Below are 22,467 nucleotides of genomic sequence, written 5' to 3'. Positions count from 1 at the left end.
ATAAAAATGGTTGGTGAAAAAGAAACAATTTTTCTATTTGTAAAAATTTAAGTAATTGAAATATAAAAATAATTAATGTTGGCATAAAAGCTGCTCAATACCAGTGATATGAAATTGGAAATATCCTAAGGAATGCCTATGTCACTTGTTATCGATAAAAAAGAAAATTCTAAAGAATTTGTAAAAAGTACTTTAACTGAAATCTGGGTCACTAGATGCCCAGTTCCAACAGCAACAGGAATCTCACTAAAACGTGGGACATTGATTGAAAAATTTGAACAGCATGGTATTGATGTTGCTGTTTTACAAGATGCTCGCAAAGGCTTATCTGTTCATCATTTTGATCATCAACTACCCGCATTATTTCGAGAAGGTGGAAATGTTCCAGCATTAGCTGCTCGTTCTGAAGGTGCTCCAAGTCGACTCATTGGTTTGACATGGATTGATGAATGGCAGGTAATCATTGTTCGCCCTGATTCTGAAATCAGCAAGCCAGAGCATTTAAAGAATGTAAAAGTTGCTTTACCTGAATATGCAGACAAACGGGCGGGCAGTATTTTTAGAGCGATGTCTTTACAAGGGATCCGCGGTGCTTTGGAACTTGCAAATTTAACCTTCCGTGATGTCGATTTTATTGAAGTCCCTGAACGAGCGGAATCGAATACACAACAACGGGATGCCAGTACCTACTGGTCTGGATTAGATGCGTTAATCACCGGTGAAGTTGATGCTGTTTATGTAAAAGGAGCATCAGCTGTTGAAGCTGCGACAAAACGTGGTTTAAAAGTTGGGATTGATTTGGATCAATTTGAAGATGTGACCTCCCGTGTAAACAATGGTACGCCTCGTCCAATTACCGTACATGAAGATTTGTTAAAAGATCACTTTGATGTCGTCGTTGATTTTCTGGAAGAGCTGTTTGATACCGCAGATTGGGCTCAAGATCATTTAGACGAAGTGCTGGTTATTCTTGAAGATGAAACCATTGCAGGCGCAGAGAGTGTCGCAACAGCCTACCGTAATAATTTTCATAAGTCTTTACATCCATCATTAAGCGAAGAGCGTTTAGAGCTGTTAAGACAACAAAAAGATTTTCTTTGGTTACACGGTTTTCTCGAGCGCGATGTCGATCTTGATACTTGGGTTGATCACCGTCCTTTGCTCGAAGTTTTAAAGCGCCGCCAAAATAAACAATTTTAATAGGATATTGATCATGACAACACTTATTCAAACCCCACTTTCTCCTGAACTCAATGATTTTATCGAATTGAATCGTGAAAAATCTGAATTTGCTTTTGAAGTATTCCGTGAAACAAGAACAATCACGGCAAATGGAACGGTTAATTTTGTTGAACGTGGGCCGGATAACACCTTAGTCACTTTTAACTATGCAGGGCCGTGGTCTAAAGATAAAAAAAGCAAAGTGCTTGTGGAGACAATTGATGGTGAAGTTTTATTGGGTAGAAAAAATGCAGGTGGGCGTTATAACAAGCTTTTTCGCGAGCATGCAGATGTCACCACAATATCTCATGTACACGCGCCGAATTTAGGGGCTTGGGCACAAACCCATCGTACCTTACCGATTCGTTATGTGCCTGTTCAGCGCTTTCATTTATTTAAAGAACTACCAATTTATATTGATCGCCGTCAGGCAGAAGTCGATTTCATTTTAGATCAACTCAAAGTTGATATTGAGCATCGCGCAATTTTAGAAGCCAACGGTGGTGCAACCGTATGGGGACGTCAGGGATTACAAGAAACAGCTGAATTTATCTTGTTGCTTGAGGAAGGTGCACAGATTCAGCTACTTGCTGAATTAGCTGGGGGAAGCCGTGAATACGGACAGGGGGTTTTACACCAGCAGTGGCGAATGAGTGGTTTAACCGATAAAGCGAAGTCGCTTGGATTACTTCCACTTCATTAGAAATCTGATTCAAATATAAATATAGAGAATACTATGGCTGTAAAACTTTTATGGTATCTCACTTCTCCAGATGGGCCATATCCTTGGTTGGAATCTGGGCGTTGGGATACCGATTATGAACACTTGCAACAGATTGCGATTACTGCGGATCGACTTGGTTTTTACGGTTCACTTATGGGTACCAGCGAGTATGAAACACTTGCTGTTGCTGCAAGTTTAATTCCATTTACTGAACGGTTAAAGTTTCTGGTTGCCCAACATCCTGGAGAAGTCCAGCCAGCAGTATTGGCAAAATATGCGCAAACGTTTGATGCATTTTCTAAAGGGCGTTTGTTATTTAATGTCGTCAATGGAAATGATAAGGGTTTGGCAGCTTTAGGTATTCACTATACGCATGATGAGCGTTATGACTTTAGCAAGGAATACTGGACAGCATTTCAGCAAAATTATCTAGGTGATCGGTCTGGATTTGAGGGGGAATTTATTCAAATTGCGCCACGTCTGGAAGGTGGATCTCCTATGTCCAAATGGCGTGGTCCAACTCAAAAGCAGGGTGTTCCTTTATGGGGAGCTGGAACTTCTGCCAAAGGCGTTCAGCATTCTGTTGAATTACTCGATGTGTATTTAAGTTTTGCGAATACGCCACCGCTGCTTGGAGAAAAGTTTAGCAAAGTTGCTGCTGAGGCGGCAAAAATTGGGCGTACTTTAGCGTTTGGTACTCGATTACAAATTATTGTTCGGGAGACAGAAGAAGAGGCTTGGCAGTATGCTCAGTCATTACTCGACAAGCTAGATGTCAATTATGCAATCGAAGCGGTTAAACGACAGCTTCCTCCCAATGAAACTTTTGAGAGTTATCAAAGTCCAAATCCGATCGTTCAAAGAAATCTTACATTGCTTCGCCATGGCGTATTACCTCGTGCTAAAGATTTTGAAATTTATCCTAATGTTTGGACTGGGCCATCTTTATTTGGTTTTGATATTTTAAACCCAGCAGCAGGTACTGCCTTGGTCGGTAGTGCTGAAAATATTGCTGAACGAATTAAAGAATATGAAAGCCATGGTGTATCAGCCTTTATCTTATCGGGTTTCCCTTTAATTGGAGAAGCCTATCGTGTAGCTGATTTATTGTTCCCTTTATTAGAGCTAGATCATGGTTTTGAGCTACCTAAGCTCAATAAAAACTCATCCATTGATTCTCTCTTGAATCAAGAAATCGTCGTTTAAGGGAGAAAACATGAACAAAATTACACGTCGAGAACTGATTAAGCAGACTGGATTGGGGGTTGGAGCTGTTGCTGCAATTAGCCTGATAGTATGTTCTAAAATTGACTCTTCATCTTCTGAGAGTGCTCATCCTAGTAATACTCAAAATGATATTCCGAAAAAAGGTGGCGTTATCAAAATTGGGGTGATCAATGGCAATCAAGCAGGTAATTTAGACGCACATAAACCTATTGGTATGTCCAGTGCATTCAGAGGTTGGCCATTATATGCAAAATTATGGGAATGGGGCAGAGATATCCAGCCTAAACTCGCACTTGCTGAATTTGCGGAGCCGAATAATGATGGGACGAAATGGACTATTCGCCTAAAAAAAGGACTCGAATTCCATCATGGTAAAACGATTACTGCTGATGATGTTATTTTCTCCTTACGCCGTTTGACGGACCCTAAACTCGCTTCTCCATTTGCAGCCTATCTTTATTCTTTGCAAAGGAATGAGATTAAAAAGCGAGATGAATACACCGTTGAGATTCCTTTTACTCAAGGAAAAGGGTTGGTTGCTTTACCTGAGGCATGGATGAGTTGGGGAGGCATCGTTCCTACAGATTATGACCCAGTTAAAAATGTCGTAGGAGCAGGTCCCTTTAAGCTTGACAGTTTTACACCGGGTCAGCGTTCACGCTTTGTCCGTTTTGAAAATTACTGGAAAGAAAATAGACCTTATGCTGATGCAATAGAAATCATTGATTTTAAAGATCAGACAGGGCGTCTTGCTGCTTTGCAATCTGGTCAAATTGATATTGCTTCTGGGGTAAGTGCCGAGCATATTGCTTTAATTCAATCTAATAAACGGCTAAGTCTCGTTTCATCAGAAACCGATGCTTGGCAATCATTTGATATGAATACGTCTAAAGCACCGTTCAATGATCCTCGAGTACGACAAGCTTTTAGATTGATTGCCAATAGAGAAGATTTGGTCAAACATGCTTTAGCTGGGCAAGGACGAGTTGCAAATGACCTTTATTCGTTTAGCGATCCTGTATATGACCACAGTATTGCTCAGCGCAAGCAAGATTTAAATAAAGCAAAAGCGCTACTCAAAGAAGCTGGTTTTAATAATAGTTTGACTGTCGATTTATATACAGGCCCAGATAGCAATGCCGCATTGGTTTTTGCTCAACATGCTGCTCAGGCAGGTGTCATTGTTAATGTTAAACAGGTTGAAGCTGCTACTTTTGCAGATGCAGTCAAACAGGATTGGGCATTCAGTACAGGTTCTAATGTTTCTCGACCCTTCTTATTAACTGTCTTACAAATTGATGGGCCAGGCGCAGCCAACAATAAAACTCGTTTTAATAATGAGCGTTTTACTGAACTGGTACATGCGGCATTACAACAACCAGATTTGGAAAAACGTAAGGTGTTGGTGCATGAAGCCCAGAAAATTCAACATGAGCAAGGTGGGTTATTGATTTGGGGGTTTAATAATGTTTTGGATGCCCATTCTAGCCAAATTGGTGGCGTAACGCCTGATCGCACTGGTTTCGCTGCGTGGCGTACAGATGAATTCTGGCGTAGAGGGTAACTGATATGACAATTCAATCAAGCAAAATAGAAGCATCCATTCAACAACCAGCAATTGTCAGATCATTTGAACTTCCTGCATGGTTGCCTTGGTTTTTGATACGTTTAGTGTCAGGGGTATTGGTTGTTTTTGTTATTAGTCTCATTGTGTTTATTGCCACACAGGCACTTCCATCCGATCCAGCGCGTGTTATTTTAGGTGCAGAGGCACCAGAAGCAACGGTACAGGTATTACGTGAACAATTAGGGCTAAACCAACCGATATTGGTTCAATACTGGAACTGGCTCAGTCAATTACTGCAAGGTAATTTTGGTCGTTCGATTGATTCCAATGTGCCTGTTTCTCAGATTATTCAAAATTATTTTGGAAATACGGTTGCTTTGAGTAGCTTAGTGATAGTGCTTACGGTGCCGATCTCAGTGGTGCTTGGTGTGTGGTTATCGCTTCGCCGTGACAGTAAATTAGATCGAATTATTGTCTCTAGCTCTATTCTGTTTAAGGCTGTTCCTGGATTTGTGATAGCGATTTGGTTAATGATGTTTTTTTCAACGTCGATCTTGCATGTATTACCCGCGGCATCGTTGTTGACTCCAGGACAGTCACCTTTTAGCCAGTTAGAGTTTTTGGTTTTACCCATTTTAACCTTGGCGTTATCCCTGATCCCTTATCTAATGCGTTTGGTCCGTGGCTCTATGATTGATGCTTTAGAGTCGGATTATGTGACCTCTGCACGTTTGCGTGGCATCCCTGAAAGTCGAATTATCTGGAAGCATGTTTTACCGAATGCCTTAGTACCCGTGGTGCAGGGCACTGCACTGACCATACGGGTTTTGCTCAGTGGGGCATTAATTATCGAAGTGGTATTTAGTTATCCTGGCATTGGCAATGCGCTGAATGCTGCAATCGAGATGAGGGATATACCCACCATTCAAGCAATTGTTTTATTGCTGACCATTTGTGTAGTGCTGGTTAATTTAATTGCAGATTTAATCACGACCTTACTCACGCCCAAAATACGAACAGCCAAAAGACACAAAGCACGTTCGCCAGGTCGTCGTCAGGCATTGCGTTTATGGAAGTCTGGCCGACCAATTACGGTAAAACCTGTCGATCGTCGCAATGCTTTAAAGAATATTCAGCAAGGAGGTGGGAAATGAGCTCACTTCATTGGTACCAAAGAAATTTTTTTCAAACCTTAATTCGTGAAAGACAAGTACGTTTCGGATTTGTAGTCACAGCTCTAGTTTTGATTTTCGCACTGGTTGGCCCGCTATTGGTTCCATTTGAGCCCACTGCATTAGTTGGCATGACTTATGGACCGCCCGAGGGAAAATCTTTTTTAGGTTATGACTATATTGGTCATGATGTTTGGTCACGTGTACTTGCTGGCGGGGCTTCAATTATCTGGATGACGCTGGCTGCCAGTATGGTCGCATTAGTGATTGGTTCTAGTTTAGGCATATTAGCTGCTTTTGCCCGAAATAAGATTGATCAGTTCATGACTTGGCTGACTGATGTTTTTATGGCCTTTCCAGATCTTATTTTGGTCTTACTTATTGTGTCGATGTTAGGTCGACAGCCTTGGCTCATTGTTTTAACGGTTTCAATTGCTTTTATTCCAGGAGTCGTGCGTCTTGCACGAAGCGTTGCACTTAATTTAGTGGAACAGGAATATATCGAAGCCGCCAGAATTCTTGGTTATTCAAAAGTCTATATTTTATTTCGCGAAATTTTACCCAACATGTTGACGCCTTTACTCATCCATCTTGGTGTGATGCTGACATGGGCAGTGGGTATGTTATCTGGTTTGGCTTTTCTGGGTTATGGTGTGACACCTCCAGCAGCAGATTGGGGACTCATGATTAATGAAAATCGCGCTGGTTTATTAGTTCAACCATGGGCCGTATTTGCTCCTGTCATCTTAATTGCCTTGTTTGCGCTCGGAACGAATGTATTGGCTGAGGGCGTTGGACGTGCAGCAGCTCGGATAGAGGAAAAATAAGCATGGCAGATCTATTTAAAAATACAGTATTGACTGTAAAAGACCTAACCGTAGCATTAGTTAACACGGGCAATCACATCGTTTCTGATATTTCATTTAGCCTACGAGAAGGTGAAGTTCTAGGATTAGTAGGAGAAAGTGGTTCAGGTAAAACGACATTATCCAGTGCCTTATTGGGCTATGCACGATATGGAGCCAAGATTATTAAAGGCACAATTGAACTAGATGATGAAGATATTCTCAGTTTAGATGATCATGCTTTGCGTCAGGTTTGTGGTTATAAAATGAGTCATGTCGCCCAAGATCCTGGAACAGCACTCAATCCAGCATTAAGTATTGGACAACATTTATTTGAATTATTGGATGTCCATCAGGCACAGTTATCGAGCTCTGAAAAATACCAAAAGGTTGCCAAAATTTTAAATGGAGTGGGATTACCGCATGATGAGCTATTTCTAAAGCGTTATCCTCATCAACTTTCGGGTGGGCAACAACAACGAATTTTATTGGCCTTGGCATTCTTGCTACAGCCACGTTTGATCGTTTTGGATGAGCCAACCACTGCCTTAGATGTGACGACACAGACATTGGTGTTGAATATCATTCGTAAACTATGTCGGGAATATAACGTCGCTGCTATCTATGTATCGCATGACTTAACGGTGGTAAAAGATATTGCAGATCGGGTGATTGTTCTATATTCGGGTCGAATTGCTGAAGATGCAGTATTAACCCAACTATTTGAAACTCCTAAGCACCCTTATACGCAAGGTTTACTGAACGCCATTCCCGATGTGGCCATTCGTAAATATTTATCTCCAATTGAAGGACATGCTCCTTCGCCCAATGAGCGTCCAGTGGGATGTGCTTTTGCGGCACGTTGTGTTTTCGCCACAGATATATGTCGTCAAAAACAACCTGAATTAACTCAATTAAAAGATGAATTTGACCCGCATTTTGTTGCTTGTCACCATTCGTATCATGTTGGTGTGATTAATTTTAAAGAGATTAATCCTCAGGTTATTGAAAGAGAAACTGATCGAGAAGCACTGCTAAAAGTTGAGCAAATTAATGCATGGTATGGGCAGCAACAGGCTCTTTTTGATATCTCATTTCAACTCAAAAAAGGTGAATGTTTAGCATTAGTTGGTGAATCGGGTTCAGGTAAGACGACTTTATCACGTGTCATTGCAGGCCTGAATGAAAATGCAGATGGACAAATTACCTTAGCAGATGAGGTCTTGTCATTGTGTGGGCAACAGCGTCATTTACGGCAGCGACATAAACTGCAATATATCTTTCAAAACCCTTATAAAGCCTTGAATCCAGCACATACGATTGGTCAGACATTAATTAAGGTCGTGCAACATTTCTTTGGAGCATCTCGACAAGAAGCCATAGAAAAAGTCACACAGGTACTTAAACAAGTCTCTCTGCCTATACAAGTTCAAGAACTCTATCCTAGAGATTTATCTGGTGGAGAGCGACAACGTGTGGCTATCGCGCGAGCTTTGCTGTGCCAACCTGATGTTTTGATTTGTGATGAGATTACCTCTGCTTTGGATGTTTCAGTTCAGGCATCTATTTTAAAACTGTTACAAGACCTTCAGCAGCAAGGTGTGACCTTACTATTTGTGACCCATAACCTAGGGGTTGTTCGTGCAATCGCAGATCGAGTCGCCGTATTAAAAAATGGACATATTGTTGAATATGGCGAAACAGATCAAGTGCTGAGTCACCCTCAACATGCATATACCAAAACTTTGCTTACCCATGCGCCAAGCTTGTTTAAAAACAAGGGATTTGAAGTTTGCGCATAAAAAGAACAGATTTTCCGGAGTTAACAATGAACGACATTAACCAACGTAATTTTTTAGAATTAGGTAGTATCAGGCATATTCAAAGTGAGCAAGAAGCACTTGATATTGCAAAAGAGGTGGCGGATCAACTGAATCAATTTGCTCGAGACCCTAGTTATAACAAAACCGTACCTTATGAACAAGCTCGCTTAATTTCAGAAGCTGGTTTAACTGCGATTATTGTACCCAAGCAATTTGGGGGCTTAGGCGCCAGTATTTCAACCTTGGTCAATGTGGTGAAAATTATTTCATCCGCAGATGGTGGTGTGGGGCAGTTATTACAGATTCACTTCACCATGTTCCGAGGCGTTTTAACGGGCTATGATGATGAAATTCGTGATCAGTTACTGGGGGATATCTTAGGCGGAAAGCGTTTGGGTAATGCACTTGCAGAAGTGGGTGGTAAAGATAAATTTCAGCATAAGACGCGTGTAGAGCGAAATTCAGAAGGACAATTAATTTTAAATGGCAGTAAATTCTATTCTACGGGCTCTTTACTCGCAGAGTGGATTTCCTTATTTGCTGGTAGTGATGATGGACCTGTGTCGATTTTAATTCATCGTGATACGCAGGGAGTGGAGTTGCTCGATGACTGGGATGCGATGGGACAAAATAATAGTGTCAGTGGCACTGTTAATTTTAAAGATGTGATTGTTGATGAACGTTATGTTGCTAAGCGAAATACGGGTGGTTTAGGCACTGTTTTACGTACGGGGCTCACTTGGCCTCAGATTTTACACGCTGCAATGGACACAGGAATTGCCAAAGGAGCTCTACAAGGCGGGATTGATTATTTACAACATCATGCTCGACCTTGGGTAGAAAGTGGTATCGATTCGCCTACGCATGAACCTCATATCATCAAACAGATTGGTGAATTCGCTGTTTTAGTTCGTTCAGCTGAGGCGTTATTGGATCGTTCAGCACAGATTTTTGAACAGCATTTGGCAAATGTAGAGGATGAAGATTTACAAACTGAACTGATTTTATCGGTTGCTGCTACCCGTAGTCAGTCTGATCATGCATCTTTAAAAATTTCGAGTGAAATTTTTGGATTACTTGGGGCAAGTTCAACTTTATCGAAATGGAACCTAGACCGCTTCTGGCGAAATGCACGAACTCACACCACGCATGATCCAATTCGCTGGAGGCTATATCATGTTGGAAATTATTATTTAAATAATATTCCACCAGGAGAATACAACTCCGTACTTCTAAAGAAGCAGGCGGAAAATGTGACTAAGTTTAACTCATCACATTCATGATATTAGGAATAAAAAAGACTGCACTGAGGCAGTCTTTTTTATTGGAGTAGATTTAACTACTTCACTTATTTCTTGAAAGTTGATGTAAGACTGATACCAACAAATCAATTTCTTCAGTGGTATTATAAAAAGCTAAAGATGGACGTACAGTCTGTTCTACACCAAAACGACGTAGGATCGGTTGTGCGCAGTGATGTCCTGAACGAACTGCAATGCCATGTTGATTGAGTGCTTTGCCGACTTGCTCGGTCGAATAACCTTCAAGAGTAAATGACATTACACTGGCTTTATTTCTGGCTGTACCAATCGGTCTCAAACCTGTGACGCTGCTTAAAGCATGCTGACCATACTCAAGTAAGTCATGTTCATAACGTGCAATATTATGAATACCAAGGCGCTCAACATATTCCAAAGCAGCACCTAAACCCACCGCATCAGCAATATTACCTGTTCCTGCTTCAAACTTATTTGGGGCCGGTTGGTAAATGACTTGTTCAAAGGTCACATCCTGAATCATATTGCCGCCGCCTTCCCAAACGGGCATGGTCTCCAGAATTTCAGGTTTGGCATAAACTGCACCAATGCCTGTCGGTCCAAAGACTTTATGCCCTGAGAACACAAAGAAGTCAGCATCAATCGCTTGGACATCAGTTGGCATATGCGAAACAGATTGAGCACCATCGACCAAGACACGGACACCTTTGGCATGGGCAATCTTGATCACTTCTGCCACAGGGGTGACCGTACCAAGGGCATTGGACACTTGGGTAATCGAAATCAGTTTGGTGCGCTCATTAATCAGTTTTGGCAGTTCTTCCAAAATGATTTGCCCCGTATCATCCACAGGAATGACACGCAGTTTGGCACCGATTTTTTTGGTCAACTGGAACCACGGTACGATATTGGCGTGATGTTCAAGATGCGAAACAATAATCTCATCGCCCTCACCAATATTCTGTTCACCCCATGTCTTGGCAATCAGGTTAATGCCTTCGGTGGTGCCACGAACAAAAATAATTTCTTTTGATGATTTTGCCCCAATAAAATGTGCCACCACATTACGAGCGTGTTCATAGGCATCGGTTGCTCGTGCTGCCAGTTCATGTGCAGCACGATGAATATTGGAATTTTCGTGCTGATAAAAATAGGCAATACGATCAATCACGCTTTGTGGTTTCTGTGTCGTTGCAGCATTGTCAAACCAGACCAAAGGGCGACCATTGACGCGTTCTTGCAGAATGGGGAAGTCACGACGGATCGCTTGAATATCCAAGGGCTGAGCGGCATTGGCAACAAACTGTGGCTGTGAAGGTTGATAATTGCCGTAACCCGCATTGTGTTGCGGCAGATCCAAGAAATAAAAGCCTGAAGAGGCGTTATTTTTTGCTTGAGTTGAAGCTTGAGAATCTTGCTTCAACAAGCTTTTCAGTGCATCACCATGGGGTAATTGAAAAGATCGCGCCGCGGCAAAATTGGCAGCATCAAATTCAGAACTGGATGTACTGGGTGCTGCAAAATCATTTAAAAAATAAAAGCGTGATGCCTCGCTTGCAGATGGACGAGAAGGTTCAACCAAAGGCACATTCGGTGCACTATGAATTGCCTGTGGAAAATTAGGTTCAATCGGTGGACGTGGTAAATTGGCACCCCCCACGACCGGCGCCGAGGCGATCGCACGACGTTCAGGATAATCAGGATAGTTTGGAATATGCTCAGGATATTCAGGATTCAAACTTTTTTCATAGGCAATATTGGGCGCACGTCCACTTAACGCTGCTAAAGGTTCAGCAGGCTGGGGTTGATGAGGTGGCGTACCCACATTAGGCAAGTCCAAATTCAAACCAGAGGAATGACCACTACCAGAATTTGGCAGGGCAGCAAAAAATTCAGAGGCAAGTCGTGAAAGTGTTGCTTCATCTGGGAAGTTGGACGGTGGGCTAACACCGACCACTTCAGAACCCGTTGGACCACCTTGCCCAGTACCTGTAGAAGATAGCTTACTTGTAGTTAGCTGGGTAGTCATGATACTTGTCCACCTCCACATCTTCGAGCACAGCCAACGCATCATCAGTCAATACCGCTAATGAGCAGTACAGTGAGATCAGATAAGAAGCAATGGCATTGCGATTGATGCCCATAAAGCGTACGGAAAGCCCTGGGGACTGCTCGCCAGCCAAGCCGGGTTGGAACAAGCCCACAACACCTTGGCGTTTCTCACCTACACGCAGTAGCAGGATTTTGGTTTTACCATCTTCCACTGGAATCTTATTTGATGGAATCAATGGGACACCACGCCATGTGATGAACTGCGAACCGAATAAACTGACGGTTGGTGGTGGAACACCACGACGAGTACACTCACGGCCGAATGCAGCAATTGCATCTGGATGCGCCAAAAAGAAGCCCGGTTCTTTCCAAACTTTACGGAGTAAATCATCAAAGTCATCGGGTGTCGGTGGACCATTTAAGGTAGAGATACGCTGTTCATCTGCCACGCTCGCCAATAAACCATATTCAGGGTTATTGATTAGCTCGCTTTCTTGGCGTTCTTTAATGGTTTCAATGGTTAAGCGTAATTGTTCTTTAATCTGATCATGTGGACTGCTGTAGAGATCAGCAACACGAGTATGAATATCCAAAACGGTCGAAACACCATTCAAGAAATATTCACGTGCTTGCGGATCATAATCCACAAAAGTCTGTGGGAGCGTGGCTTCATCACGTTGTGTACAGGCAACTTGAATATCATCTGTATTGTTTACACGGTTAACACGATAAATACCTGCTTCGACAGGCAACCATTGCAACAAATGAGTGAGCCAACGAGGGGTAATAGTCGAAAGTTGTGGAACTGTTTTGGTGGCATTTGCCAATTGCCTTGCAGCATGGTCTCCGAGAGCCAATTGGACTTTGTCTGTTGTATGTGCCATTTGTGAATTTTTCCTTCAAGTTGGCGGTTGTTGGTATTTCAACAGACTAAAAGTAAGTGAATGATTTTAAAAATATTAAGAAGTGAATTGATCATGAAGGATTGTTATATATCATTTTTATATATTTAAATTATTTATAAATTAAATAATTGGTTGCTACAGCAAAAAACCTACTAGGTCAGCCTAGTAGGGAGATGAATGAAAAGTGATCTTAAGAGGATAGTTTTAAAGCGAGTTCATTGTTTTGTTGGAAGACTTGACTGTTTGCAGGGATAGAGTGAGTGAGCCAAACATTGCCCCCTACCACTGAATTTTTTCCAATCGTAATGCGACCAAGAATCGTTGCACCTGCATAAATAACGACCTCATCTTCTACAATTGGGTGGCGCGCATAATCTTTTTTCAAGCCACCATTTTCCGTGATTTCAAAACGTTTTGCTCCTAAGGTCACAGCTTGGTAAATGCGGACACGTTCACCGATGATACAGGTTTCACCAATGACGACGCCTGTGCCGTGATCAATAAAAAAGCCGGGACCAATTTGTGCGCCAGGATGGATATCAATGCCTGTAGCTGAATGAGCAAGTTCAGAAATGATTCTAGATAGTAAAGGGACATGAGCATATAACTGATGCGCAATTCTATGATACATAATCGCAAAAATGCCCGGATAGCAGAGTAAAATTTCATCCACGCTGTGAGCAGCAGGATCACCATCATAGGCTGCACAAACATCTGCATCTAATGCACGACGAATATTGGGAAGTGCATTTGCAAGTGCTTGAACAATTTCACGGGCAGGATCGAATATTTTTTCGTTTGCTGTATCTGCATCTGAGTTTAAGTCTATAAGTTTGGCTTGGCGTTTATTTTGATAATTCAACGTAAGCTGTACTTGCTGGTATAAATCACTGAGTGCTCGATCCAAAGTATAGGCAATGTAATAATCTTCTGCTTCTTGACGCAGTTCTGCTGGCCCTAAGCGCATTGGAAATAAGATACCGCATAGGTCATCTAAAATCGTTTTTAAAGCATTTTTAGATGGCAATTCACGACCACCTATTTCTTTTAGGCGGTGCTGTTGTTCTCGCCATTCATGCCGAGCTTGTTGTAAACCTTGGATGACAGGTTTGAGATTCCAATGTGTCACAAATATTCCTTCATCTTGAAATACGGAGGGGTAAATAAGAACATCAATCTTGCAACCAAGGCAGTTGATGAAGTCTCCAGCCATTTGTTGAATTACGTTGCTTATGCGTATTCAAATCGCCTTCAAAGCCCTCAAGTACATTATAAACTTGAGCAAAACCTGCACTAAATGCAGCCGCTGCTGCTAAAGCTGAGCGCTTACCACTACGACAGAGTAATAAGATAATTTTGTCTTTACCAACTTTACTATCTAATTCTTTTAAAAAACGAGGGTTACGATTAAAAGCTGTGCCTGTCGCCCATGCAATATGAATACTCTCAGGAACATAACCTACAAATTTTCGTTCTTCGTTGGTACGTACATCGACCAAAATTGCGTGACCTTGTTCAACTAAAAGCCAAGCGTCAGTCGGTTTTAAACTACCCGTAAAATCTAATTCATGTTCCGTAGCATATTGTTGAGCTTCAGATAAGATGTTTTCAAATGAGGCAGAGCCTACGTTAACTTGGGCATTCATATTCTTTATTCCTATTTCATACTATTTGGAATTCATAAGAGTGATGCTACGCTTGTTTGTTTTTACAGGAAAATAAGGAATATCTATTTATATATCTAGTTTTGATAAATAGCAGAAAAATAAGCATTTAAAGGAATATAAAAAATGCTGCAATAGAATTTTAAATGAAGAGAGACTTATAAAATGAGACTATGCTGGAAATTGTCTATCAAATTGGAAAACGAATTTATTTTCCAGTGAAGTGAATGTCGTATTTGGAGAAAACATTTAATTTGTAATATCGCTGAAAGTCTTTCATCAAACAGAACTTTTGATGCCTAAGTTCTGTTTGATTATCAGCAAAGAGTAAACTAAAGATTAAAGCAAAGATTGATAACTTTCAGGCGCTAACCATTGTTTGACATCGATTTGCTGAGGAATAAACTTCCAGCGATATAAAAAGTCACTCAAATCTTGTAATGCAAGGACAGAGGTCTCATCAAAATTGGTTTTCAATTTAAGATGTGCATCAGCGCCATAAGCCGCATATACCCATTGTTCACTACTATTACATTCTTTTGCTAAATAACGATGAGTTTCATCTGCATGAATATGTGCCCATTGTTCAGCTTCCAATACTGCATCTACAATTGATTGCGCTTGTTGAGGATAGTGTGAGAGGAAATCTTCATCCACAGTCAGTGTACGAGGCGTACCGTTATTTGAACGTAGAATAGGATCAGGATGTGAGCCAATATCAATAATTGTGTGTAAAGCGAAATCATGTGCAATTTGTGCTGCATGAGCACCTTTTAAGAAAATCGCATCAACATCACCTTTAATCAAAGCGACAATCTCAGCACTTGCATTAAGTTTGTTGCGATCTCCGTAGAAACTAGAATCATTTTCTTCTGGTTGCTGTTGTTGTGCCGCTATAATATCTGCTCGTAAGCAATCAATTAATTCTAAATCGCTTACGCTTAAGTTGACCGTTTTTAATGAGTTTTCTAAACCACGAATTGCCTGAGCGCGTGAAAAATCAATAATGGCATCTTGATTAAGAGGTAAGCCAAAACGTTTACCTTTTAAATCCGTAACAGTTTTAATGTTGGAATCATAACGTGTGAGTAGCAATTGAACTTCATCCGCCCAAGATAAGCCAATCACTTTGGTTTTTTGACCAGAAGCATATGCCCAGATTGCAGGAATACTGCCGCCATGCCGAACTGAATTGGCAAGTGTATGGTTGAAATGAGAGTTTCGAACATCTTTGGAGTTAGATTCTCGAATGGATTTAATTTCAATTTGTTGTTCATGAAATTTTTCTTTTAGCCAACCCTTTTGAATTGCAATACCTAAACCTGTAGGCACAGGGCAGCGTGTATACCAAAGTGTATTTAATGGCTGAGTATGAAGTGTTGTCATTAGAACATCCTTTTGTGATTTTAATGCTTTAAAGCAATATTGATGCCATTGGTTAAAAATTATTGATATTTATTGATTATTTTTAATATCTATTTTTATGATGTTGATATATCAAATTTTGTTGCGATAACAGCAGATCATTAGCGGTGTTGCTTTAAATTCAACACTTGTATAATTAGATGTTTATAAAAAATAATATAAAACAATAGATTAAAATATTTTTTTAATGAAAAAGGTTGGCATAAATCTCGCAATAACTCGAAATCTTAAGTTTTTGTTATGTTTTATGTTTAAAAATTATCCTTTATTGCGAAGTTTAGCGTTATATCGCTTTATGCCATTTCGTTTTGTACTGACAGCAACTTTATTTGTTATTGCAAATATTGGTTTAGCACTTCAACAGTATTCAATCGGGCATGCTATTGATACGCTTAAACACAGCCAACCGAATACCTTATTTCAATACACATTAACAAATCCTTTAAACCCTTGGTTTTGGTTTATCTTGTTGGTAAGTATTGCGCTGCTACGGGCTGTAATTCAGTATTTGGCTGGTCTGAGTGCTTTGACTATTGGGCAGCAACTACTCAGTATTCTAAGAGAGAGAATTTTTAGCCAAGTGCAGCATTTAGATGTGTCTTGGCATTGGAAACATGGTTTAGGGGAGGTGCTATCCAGAACGACACGAGATTCAGATAAATTAAAAGAAGCACTCATTAATTTTTGGCGACAAGTCTTTGAGTCTAGTCTCGTTGTGGCGGTAACGATTGGATTATTGTGTTGGTATGATCCGTGGCTTGGCATAATACCGTTATGTTTTATTTTCTTGGGTCTTTGGATACTTTTTAGACTGACCAATCAATTGATTGGATTAGATCATCAAGTTGCACATGCTTATGAAAAAGTCAGTGATACTTTAGCTGAAAGTGTGAATGGCGTTCGCGTTATTAAAGCATTTCAATTAGAAGATAAACTGTTAGGTCATTTTAACAATGTGGTTGATGATTTTATTCATCATTCTATTCAGACGATTAGTACCAGTGCAAAACGTTTACCTATTCCACAAATCATTATCGCATGTTCATATTTGTGGGTGATTGGTTTTGGGGCTTATTTAATTGGTCAAAATCAATTACAAGTGGGGCAATTTGTCGCAGCAGTACTAATGGCAAATTTACTGGTTTTTCGTATCGAAAGTATTGGGCAAGTCTTACATATTTTTGCGGATGCACGTTCTTCAGCAAGCAGAATTTGGCAAATGCTGGATCAGGAATCAGCAATTCGAGATCGAACAAATCCGTTAACGTTGCAATATGATAATGGCCTCAATATTCGATTGGATAATGTCAGTTTTCAAGATAAAACAACGCAGAAGTACATTTTAAAACAATGCCAAATTGAGTTTCGGGCAGGTGAAATCGTAACGATCGTTGGAAAAACGGGTGCTGGCAAAAGTACCTTGATGAATTTACTGAATCGTTTCATTGATCCAACTGAAGGACAAGTGATGATTGGGTCTGAGCAACAAGGTTGGCAGAATGTCCGAGATTTAAGCTTATGTGAGTTGCGTAACTTTGTACAAATCATTCCTCAAGAGAATTTCTTTTTCTCGGGAACATTGGCAGATAATCTACGAATTGCCAAAAGAGATGCAACAGAACAACAGATGCAGGAAGCTTTATATTTGGCATCAGCATCTGAATTATTACAGCGACTAGATGATGGATTGGAAACTGTTATTGGAGATAAAGGTGTAACTTTGTCAGGCGGGCAAAAACAGCGAATTGCGTTAGCACGTTCTATTTTAAAAAATTCGCCAATATTAGCCTTAGATGATTCAACCAGTGCATTGGATTCAACGACAGAAAAACAAGTATTACAGCGATTATCCGATCTCTCTGAGCATGAAAATCAGATTAAGAAAACTATTATTATTAATTCTAATAAACAAACCACCATCGCATTGTCTGATCGAATTATTGTACTTGATCAGGGGCAAATTGTTGCTCAAGGTACACATCTTGAGTTGGTAGAAAGTTGTGCATTTTATCGAGAGTTAATGGGATTTAAGTTACAACAACAGGAGATTAATGCATGAATACCAGTGTTAAAAATTTCCATCCTTTCGCAAAATCAGCTGATCTACAAATCGAAGAAAATTTAGCAAAGACCTCAATTCATCGGGGAATGTTGAGTAGACTGATTCCGTTAATTTATCCAATCCGTTATTTGATTTTGGCCTTAATTGCGGTCGAAATTTTACAAGTGCTGAGCATTTTTGTTAGACCGTGGGCTGTAAAATACATTTTAGATCATGGTTTTCAGAAAGTTGCTGGGAACATGGTATTACACCAATCCATTATATTGACAGCACTTTGTATTTTAGCTGTGAGTTGGATTTGTCGCTTTGCTTTGGCAGGCGTATCAAAATATCTTTCAGGACGCGCGGCTTTACGTGTCATTAATGATTTGCGACGTCGTTTATTTCAGCATATTCAAAGTTTGAATATCGGCTATTTTGACCGAACTAAAGCTGGAAGGATTATCTCAAGAGCAGATCGTGATGTTGAAACCTTAGAACCTGTGTTGATACAAGGACCACCTGAGTTGCTTTCAGCAATTTTGAGATGTGGACTCGCTTCAGTATTACTCTGGCATATCTATCCACCTTTTTTCTGGTGTCTATTTGCGACTTTACCCATTTTATTTGGGATGACAGCCATTTTTAAGAAATCATCACAAAAGCATTGGGGTAAGGTTGCAGAGGAACGTAGCCGATTTACTGCTCATTTAGTTGAAACAGTCAATGGTGCGAAAATCATTCAGCAGTTAAATTACACAGCAACCAATCAATCTCGTTATCAAGATTTACTAAAAGACTTTAATGATTCTATTATTTATGGCAGTAAACGAACCAGTTGGTTTGCACCGTTTACAGGATTGCTTTCGACTATTGCAACTGCGGGTTTTATTGTGATTGGTAGTTATGCTTATAGTGACGGCATAATCAGTATTGGACAGTTTGCTGAAAGTATTTTTTATGTTTTTTTATTTTTAGCGCCTTTGCAAGAGCTTACTAATTTATTTGAACGTTATGCCAATGGTGCAGCTTGTGCGGAACGTATTTTCTTACTTTTAGATACCCAATCTGCTATTCAAGAGCAATCAAATGCAGTGAAACTTGAGCAGCTTAATGGACATATTCGATTTCAAGCAGTCGATTTTGCATATACACATAAACCTGTTTTGCAGAACTTTGATTTGGATATTGAAGCAGGGGCTGTTGTAGCGATAGTCGGGCCAACAGGACATGGAAAAAGTACGATTGTTCAGTTATTAACACGGTTTTATGAACCGCAACAAGGAAGCATCTTTTTAGATCGCTATCCATTACAGGACATTCATCTCAACAGTTTAAGAAAACACGTCAGTATTGTTTTGCAAGATAATGTTTTATTTAGCGGAACAATTTTAGACAACTTACGTTTAGTTCGGCCGAATATCTCAGACCAAGAACTTTGCCACGCAATTGAGGATTTAGGAGCAGATGAGATTTTGCAACAACTTCCACAAGGATATTTTACTGAAGTGGGAACACTTGGAAAAAATCTTAGTCATGGTCAAAGACAATTGGTGTGTTTAGTACGTGCGTATCTTGTTGATCCCAAAGTTCTAATTTTGGACGAAGCGACTTCAGCGATTGATATCTATACTGAACAGAAAATCCAATATGCACTAAGGCGCTTATGTCAAAATAGAACTTGTATTGTGATTGCTCATCGGCTGAGTACTATTCAAGAAGCAGATAAAATCGTTGTGATTGAGAATGGTACTGTCGTTGAACAGGGTTCGCATCAACAATTGATGCAAACAGAAACAGCGTATTTTCATTTATATCAATCTTATTTACAGAATCAAATGCTTTAAATTGATCAGATCTTTTAAAATTGTAGCTTTATAAACATTTTTTTGAATCATTGTTTAAATTTAAACAATGGTTCTTTTTGTTTTTTCACTCAATACCTTGATTATAATAAATAAAATATTTGGCATTGGCTTTGCTATATCGGTCTAGATCGTTAAGGAAGCTTATATGCGTACATATTTTTCTCAATTCATTCTTCACTCCTCACTTTTTGCACTGAGTACACTCACTGCCTCAATTGCTTTGGCAAATGATCAAAAGAATTTGTCAGGGAAAGAGGATGCCATCACATTACAATCTGTGGTTGTTACAGGCTCTAGACGGGCAATTCATAGTTCTCTCGATGCGCCTGCGCCTGTTGATATTTTAACTGCTAAAGAGTTACAAGAGACTGGTGCAACTGATCTTGCTGCGGCGTTAACACGGTTGTCTCCTTCTGTGAGTTTACCGACTTCTCCAGCAGGAGGGTTTGGTGCATCAGTTCCACCAAGTATTGCGCTCAGAGGATTATCTGCGGATCAAACTCTAATTTTAATTAATGGAAAACGTCGACATACATCGGCTTATTTCACCCGCCAAGCATATGCTGGTGGAAGAGGAGCAGCAGTAACTGACCTAAGTTTAATTCCAGTGAGTGCAATTGAACGCATAGAAATTTTGCGGGATGGTGCTGCGGCACAATATGGGTCGGATGCAATCGCTGGTGTCGTTAATATTATCTTGAAATCACGTGATCATGGAGGCGGCGTAAGTTATCAAACGGGTGGCTATACTCAAGGAGATGGTGAACAACATAAAGTTAATCTTTGGAAAGGTTTTACACTGCCTAACGATGGTGCATTGACGGTTGCCTTAGATTTAGGCAAACGTGAAGCTGCAAGTAACACGGCACCTGATACGCGAACTTTTTATGATGGTTCAACCAAAGCTCAATATACAGAACAAAATACACCGTATCGAACATGGAAATTTGGTTCACCCGAACAAAAAGATCAAGTCAATGTGACTGCCAATCTAGATTTACCGTTGACTGATGACCTTGCACTTTATGGTTTTAGTAGCTATGGACATCGTAAAACGATAGGTGAAAACTTTTATGAACCACCAACAACCAAAACAGTACTGAATCAATCCAGCTATTTTAAAGAACGCTATCCAGATGGACGCTCGCCATTGAGCTTGGTCACTGTAGATGATTTTGCAACGACAGTTGGAGTTAAAAAAGGAGAGCAGAAGTCAGGTAAATATGATCTTTATGCGACCTATGGACAAAATAAAGTCAGCACAGAACAAGGCAATGGCATTAACCCAAGCTACGGGCCAAATTCTCCTTCAAACTATGACTTGGGTGAAAATATTTTTTCGCAATTAAATACAGGGCTAGATTATAGCCGTGATATTGCAATTGACTGGTTAGCAAGCCCACTCACGTTGTCTACAGGGGTTTTATATCGTTGGGAGCAATATAAGCAAAATGCAGGTGATCCAATTGCCTATACCCGCGGCCCATATTTTAATCCAAGCACAACTTTGGGGGTTGGTGTTCCGGGAATATATGCCGGAATTACAGATCAAGATGAACGAAAAATCAGCCGCGATGTTTATGGTATCTATCTAGATTTAGAAGCAGATATTATTAAAGACTTGAATGTGGGTGCCGCTGTTCGAAGTGAAAAATATTCAGACTTTGGCTCGACCACAAACGGAAAAATATTTGCTAAATATGATGTATCACCTAAATTTACGGTACGTGGTTCAGTAAATACAGGCTATAGAGCGCCGTCATTGGCACAGCAGGGCTATTCGGCTTATAGCGTACAAACAGTGCAGACCCCTTCAGGTTGGCAAGATGTTCAACAAAGAACTTTAGTTGCAGGAAGTGAGGCGGCATTACTCATTGGCGGAACTTCTCTTAAACCTGAGAAATCAACGAATTATTCTTTAGGTTTTGTTTGGAAACCTTTTGTTAATACATCGGCAACTTTAGACCTTTATCAAATCGATATTAAAAATCGTATTTTACTTTCAGACAATATTACTGGAAGTGTAATTACCAATGCTTTTGCCAATACACCGTATTCAAATATTGCCAATGTGGCATTCTTTAATAATTTACTAGATACACGTACTCAAGGCTTAGAGCTCGCACTTAAACATGATTTAAACCTTGAACAATATGGCAAGTTAAATCTGAATCTCGGTCTGGCATATAACAAAAATGAAATTACCGAAACTAGAGATTCTATTACCGCAAAAGGTGAACGAATTCCTGTTTCAAGTATTGCAGGACGAAATACACAAAGCCTCATTGAGTCTGCTGCACCGAAAACAAAGCTAACGCTTGGCGCACTTTGGTCAAATCAAGCATGGAGCGTGAATACGGCTGTCCGTCGCTACGATAAATGGACCACTTTAAATAATACCAATACTGCACTAGACCAAACTTTTGACCCTCAATGGATTGCAGATTTGGATATTGGCTACAAAGCGGATGCTTTTGTGAAAGGTCTGAAATTCAATTTAGGGGCGATCAACTTATTTAATAGCCATCCTGATCAAGCAAAAGATTCTTCGGTCGGCAACATTGTCAAATATAGTTTTAATGCGCCTGAAGGAGCATTTGGAACGTATTTATATGGCCGCGTAAGTTACGAATTTTAAATCAAAAATGATGAGACA

At 40.2% G+C, this 22,467-nt stretch carries 16 protein-coding genes; 11 read left to right on the top strand and 5 right to left on the bottom strand.

Annotation, left to right across the window (positions count from 1 at the left end):
* Positions 1-138 precede the first annotated feature (138 nt).
* Genes AC0JIQ_RS11900 through AC0JIQ_RS11865 form a run of 8 tightly spaced genes read left to right on the top strand, consistent with a single transcriptional unit; the run spans position 139 to position 9,862 of the window.
* The gene (locus AC0JIQ_RS11900) at positions 139-1,200 is read left to right on the top strand and encodes an ABC transporter substrate-binding protein (protein ID WP_474201786.1); all 1,062 of its coding nucleotides are present in this window, start codon (positions 139-141) and stop codon (positions 1,198-1,200) included.
* A gap of 13 nt (positions 1,201-1,213) precedes the next feature.
* Positions 1,214-1,924: a class II aldolase/adducin family protein gene (locus AC0JIQ_RS11895; RefSeq protein WP_474201785.1), complete on the top strand. Its 711-nt coding sequence runs from the start codon at positions 1,214-1,216 to the stop codon at positions 1,922-1,924.
* 33 nt (positions 1,925-1,957) lie between these two features.
* Positions 1,958-3,151 (top strand): LLM class flavin-dependent oxidoreductase, encoded by a 1,194-nt coding sequence (locus AC0JIQ_RS11890; RefSeq protein WP_474201784.1) that lies wholly within the window; start codon positions 1,958-1,960, stop codon positions 3,149-3,151.
* Positions 3,152-3,161: 10 nt separating this feature from the next.
* Positions 3,162-4,736, top strand: a complete 1,575-nt coding sequence (locus tag AC0JIQ_RS11885) for an ABC transporter substrate-binding protein (RefSeq protein ID WP_474201783.1) — start codon at positions 3,162-3,164, stop codon at positions 4,734-4,736.
* A gap of 5 nt (positions 4,737-4,741) precedes the next feature.
* On the top strand, positions 4,742-5,893 hold the full coding sequence (locus AC0JIQ_RS11880; RefSeq protein WP_474201782.1) for an ABC transporter permease: 1,152 nt from the start codon (positions 4,742-4,744) through the stop codon (positions 5,891-5,893).
* Positions 5,890-6,738, top strand: coding sequence for an ABC transporter permease (locus tag AC0JIQ_RS11875; protein WP_474201781.1), 849 nt, complete (start codon positions 5,890-5,892; stop codon positions 6,736-6,738). Before AC0JIQ_RS11880 ends, AC0JIQ_RS11875 begins: the two co-directional genes overlap by 4 nt.
* 2 nt (positions 6,739-6,740) lie before the next feature.
* Positions 6,741-8,558, top strand: coding sequence for a dipeptide ABC transporter ATP-binding protein (locus tag AC0JIQ_RS11870; protein ID WP_474201780.1), 1,818 nt, complete (start codon positions 6,741-6,743; stop codon positions 8,556-8,558).
* A 26-nt stretch (positions 8,559-8,584) separates the two neighbouring features.
* On the top strand, positions 8,585-9,862 hold the full coding sequence (locus tag AC0JIQ_RS11865; RefSeq protein WP_474201779.1) for an acyl-CoA dehydrogenase family protein: 1,278 nt from the start codon (positions 8,585-8,587) through the stop codon (positions 9,860-9,862).
* A 61-nt stretch (positions 9,863-9,923) separates the two neighbouring features.
* Here the strand turns inward: AC0JIQ_RS11865 and AC0JIQ_RS11860 are convergent, their stop codons facing one another.
* The 5 genes from AC0JIQ_RS11860 to AC0JIQ_RS11840 all read right to left on the bottom strand — a co-directional run bounded on the left by AC0JIQ_RS11860 (position 9,924) and on the right by AC0JIQ_RS11840 (position 15,863).
* Positions 9,924-11,885: a family 2A encapsulin nanocompartment cargo protein cysteine desulfurase gene (locus AC0JIQ_RS11860; RefSeq protein WP_474201778.1), complete on the bottom strand. Its 1,962-nt coding sequence runs from the start codon at positions 11,883-11,885 to the stop codon at positions 9,924-9,926.
* Positions 11,860-12,792, bottom strand: a complete 933-nt coding sequence (locus AC0JIQ_RS11855) for a family 2A encapsulin nanocompartment shell protein (RefSeq protein WP_474201777.1) — start codon at positions 12,790-12,792, stop codon at positions 11,860-11,862. The genes AC0JIQ_RS11860 and AC0JIQ_RS11855 overlap by 26 nt, the downstream gene beginning before the upstream one ends.
* Before the next feature lie 211 nt (positions 12,793-13,003).
* A complete protein-coding gene (epsC, locus tag AC0JIQ_RS11850) occupies positions 13,004-13,942 on the bottom strand; it encodes a serine O-acetyltransferase EpsC (RefSeq protein ID WP_004660888.1) in 939 nt (312 codons plus the stop codon).
* 43 nt (positions 13,943-13,985) lie between these two features.
* A complete protein-coding gene (locus AC0JIQ_RS11845) occupies positions 13,986-14,459 on the bottom strand; it encodes a rhodanese-like domain-containing protein (protein ID WP_474201776.1) in 474 nt (157 codons plus the stop codon).
* 357 nt (positions 14,460-14,816) lie between these two features.
* Positions 14,817-15,863 carry an ABC transporter substrate-binding protein gene (locus tag AC0JIQ_RS11840; RefSeq protein ID WP_474201775.1) on the bottom strand — a complete coding sequence of 349 codons (1,047 nt, stop codon included), beginning with the start codon at positions 15,861-15,863 and terminating at the stop codon, positions 14,817-14,819.
* Between the two features lie 286 nt (positions 15,864-16,149).
* On the opposite strand from AC0JIQ_RS11840, the gene AC0JIQ_RS11835 reads away from it, so the two are divergent.
* The 3 genes from AC0JIQ_RS11835 to AC0JIQ_RS11825 all read left to right on the top strand — a co-directional run bounded on the left by AC0JIQ_RS11835 (position 16,150) and on the right by AC0JIQ_RS11825 (position 22,449).
* On the top strand, positions 16,150-17,961 hold the full coding sequence (locus AC0JIQ_RS11835) for an ABC transporter ATP-binding protein (RefSeq protein WP_474201774.1): 1,812 nt from the start codon (positions 16,150-16,152) through the stop codon (positions 17,959-17,961).
* Complete coding sequence (locus AC0JIQ_RS11830; RefSeq protein WP_474201773.1) at positions 17,958-19,790, top strand: ABC transporter ATP-binding protein; 1,833 nt, start codon at positions 17,958-17,960, stop codon at positions 19,788-19,790. The genes AC0JIQ_RS11835 and AC0JIQ_RS11830 overlap by 4 nt, the downstream gene beginning before the upstream one ends.
* Positions 19,791-19,956: 166 nt before the next feature.
* On the top strand, positions 19,957-22,449 hold the full coding sequence (locus tag AC0JIQ_RS11825) for a TonB-dependent receptor plug domain-containing protein (protein WP_474201772.1): 2,493 nt from the start codon (positions 19,957-19,959) through the stop codon (positions 22,447-22,449).
* Positions 22,450-22,467: the final 18 nt, after the last annotated feature.

It is taken from the genome of Acinetobacter sp. FB, assembly GCF_056033405.1.
This window is presented reverse-complemented; position numbering and strand designations above follow the sequence as displayed.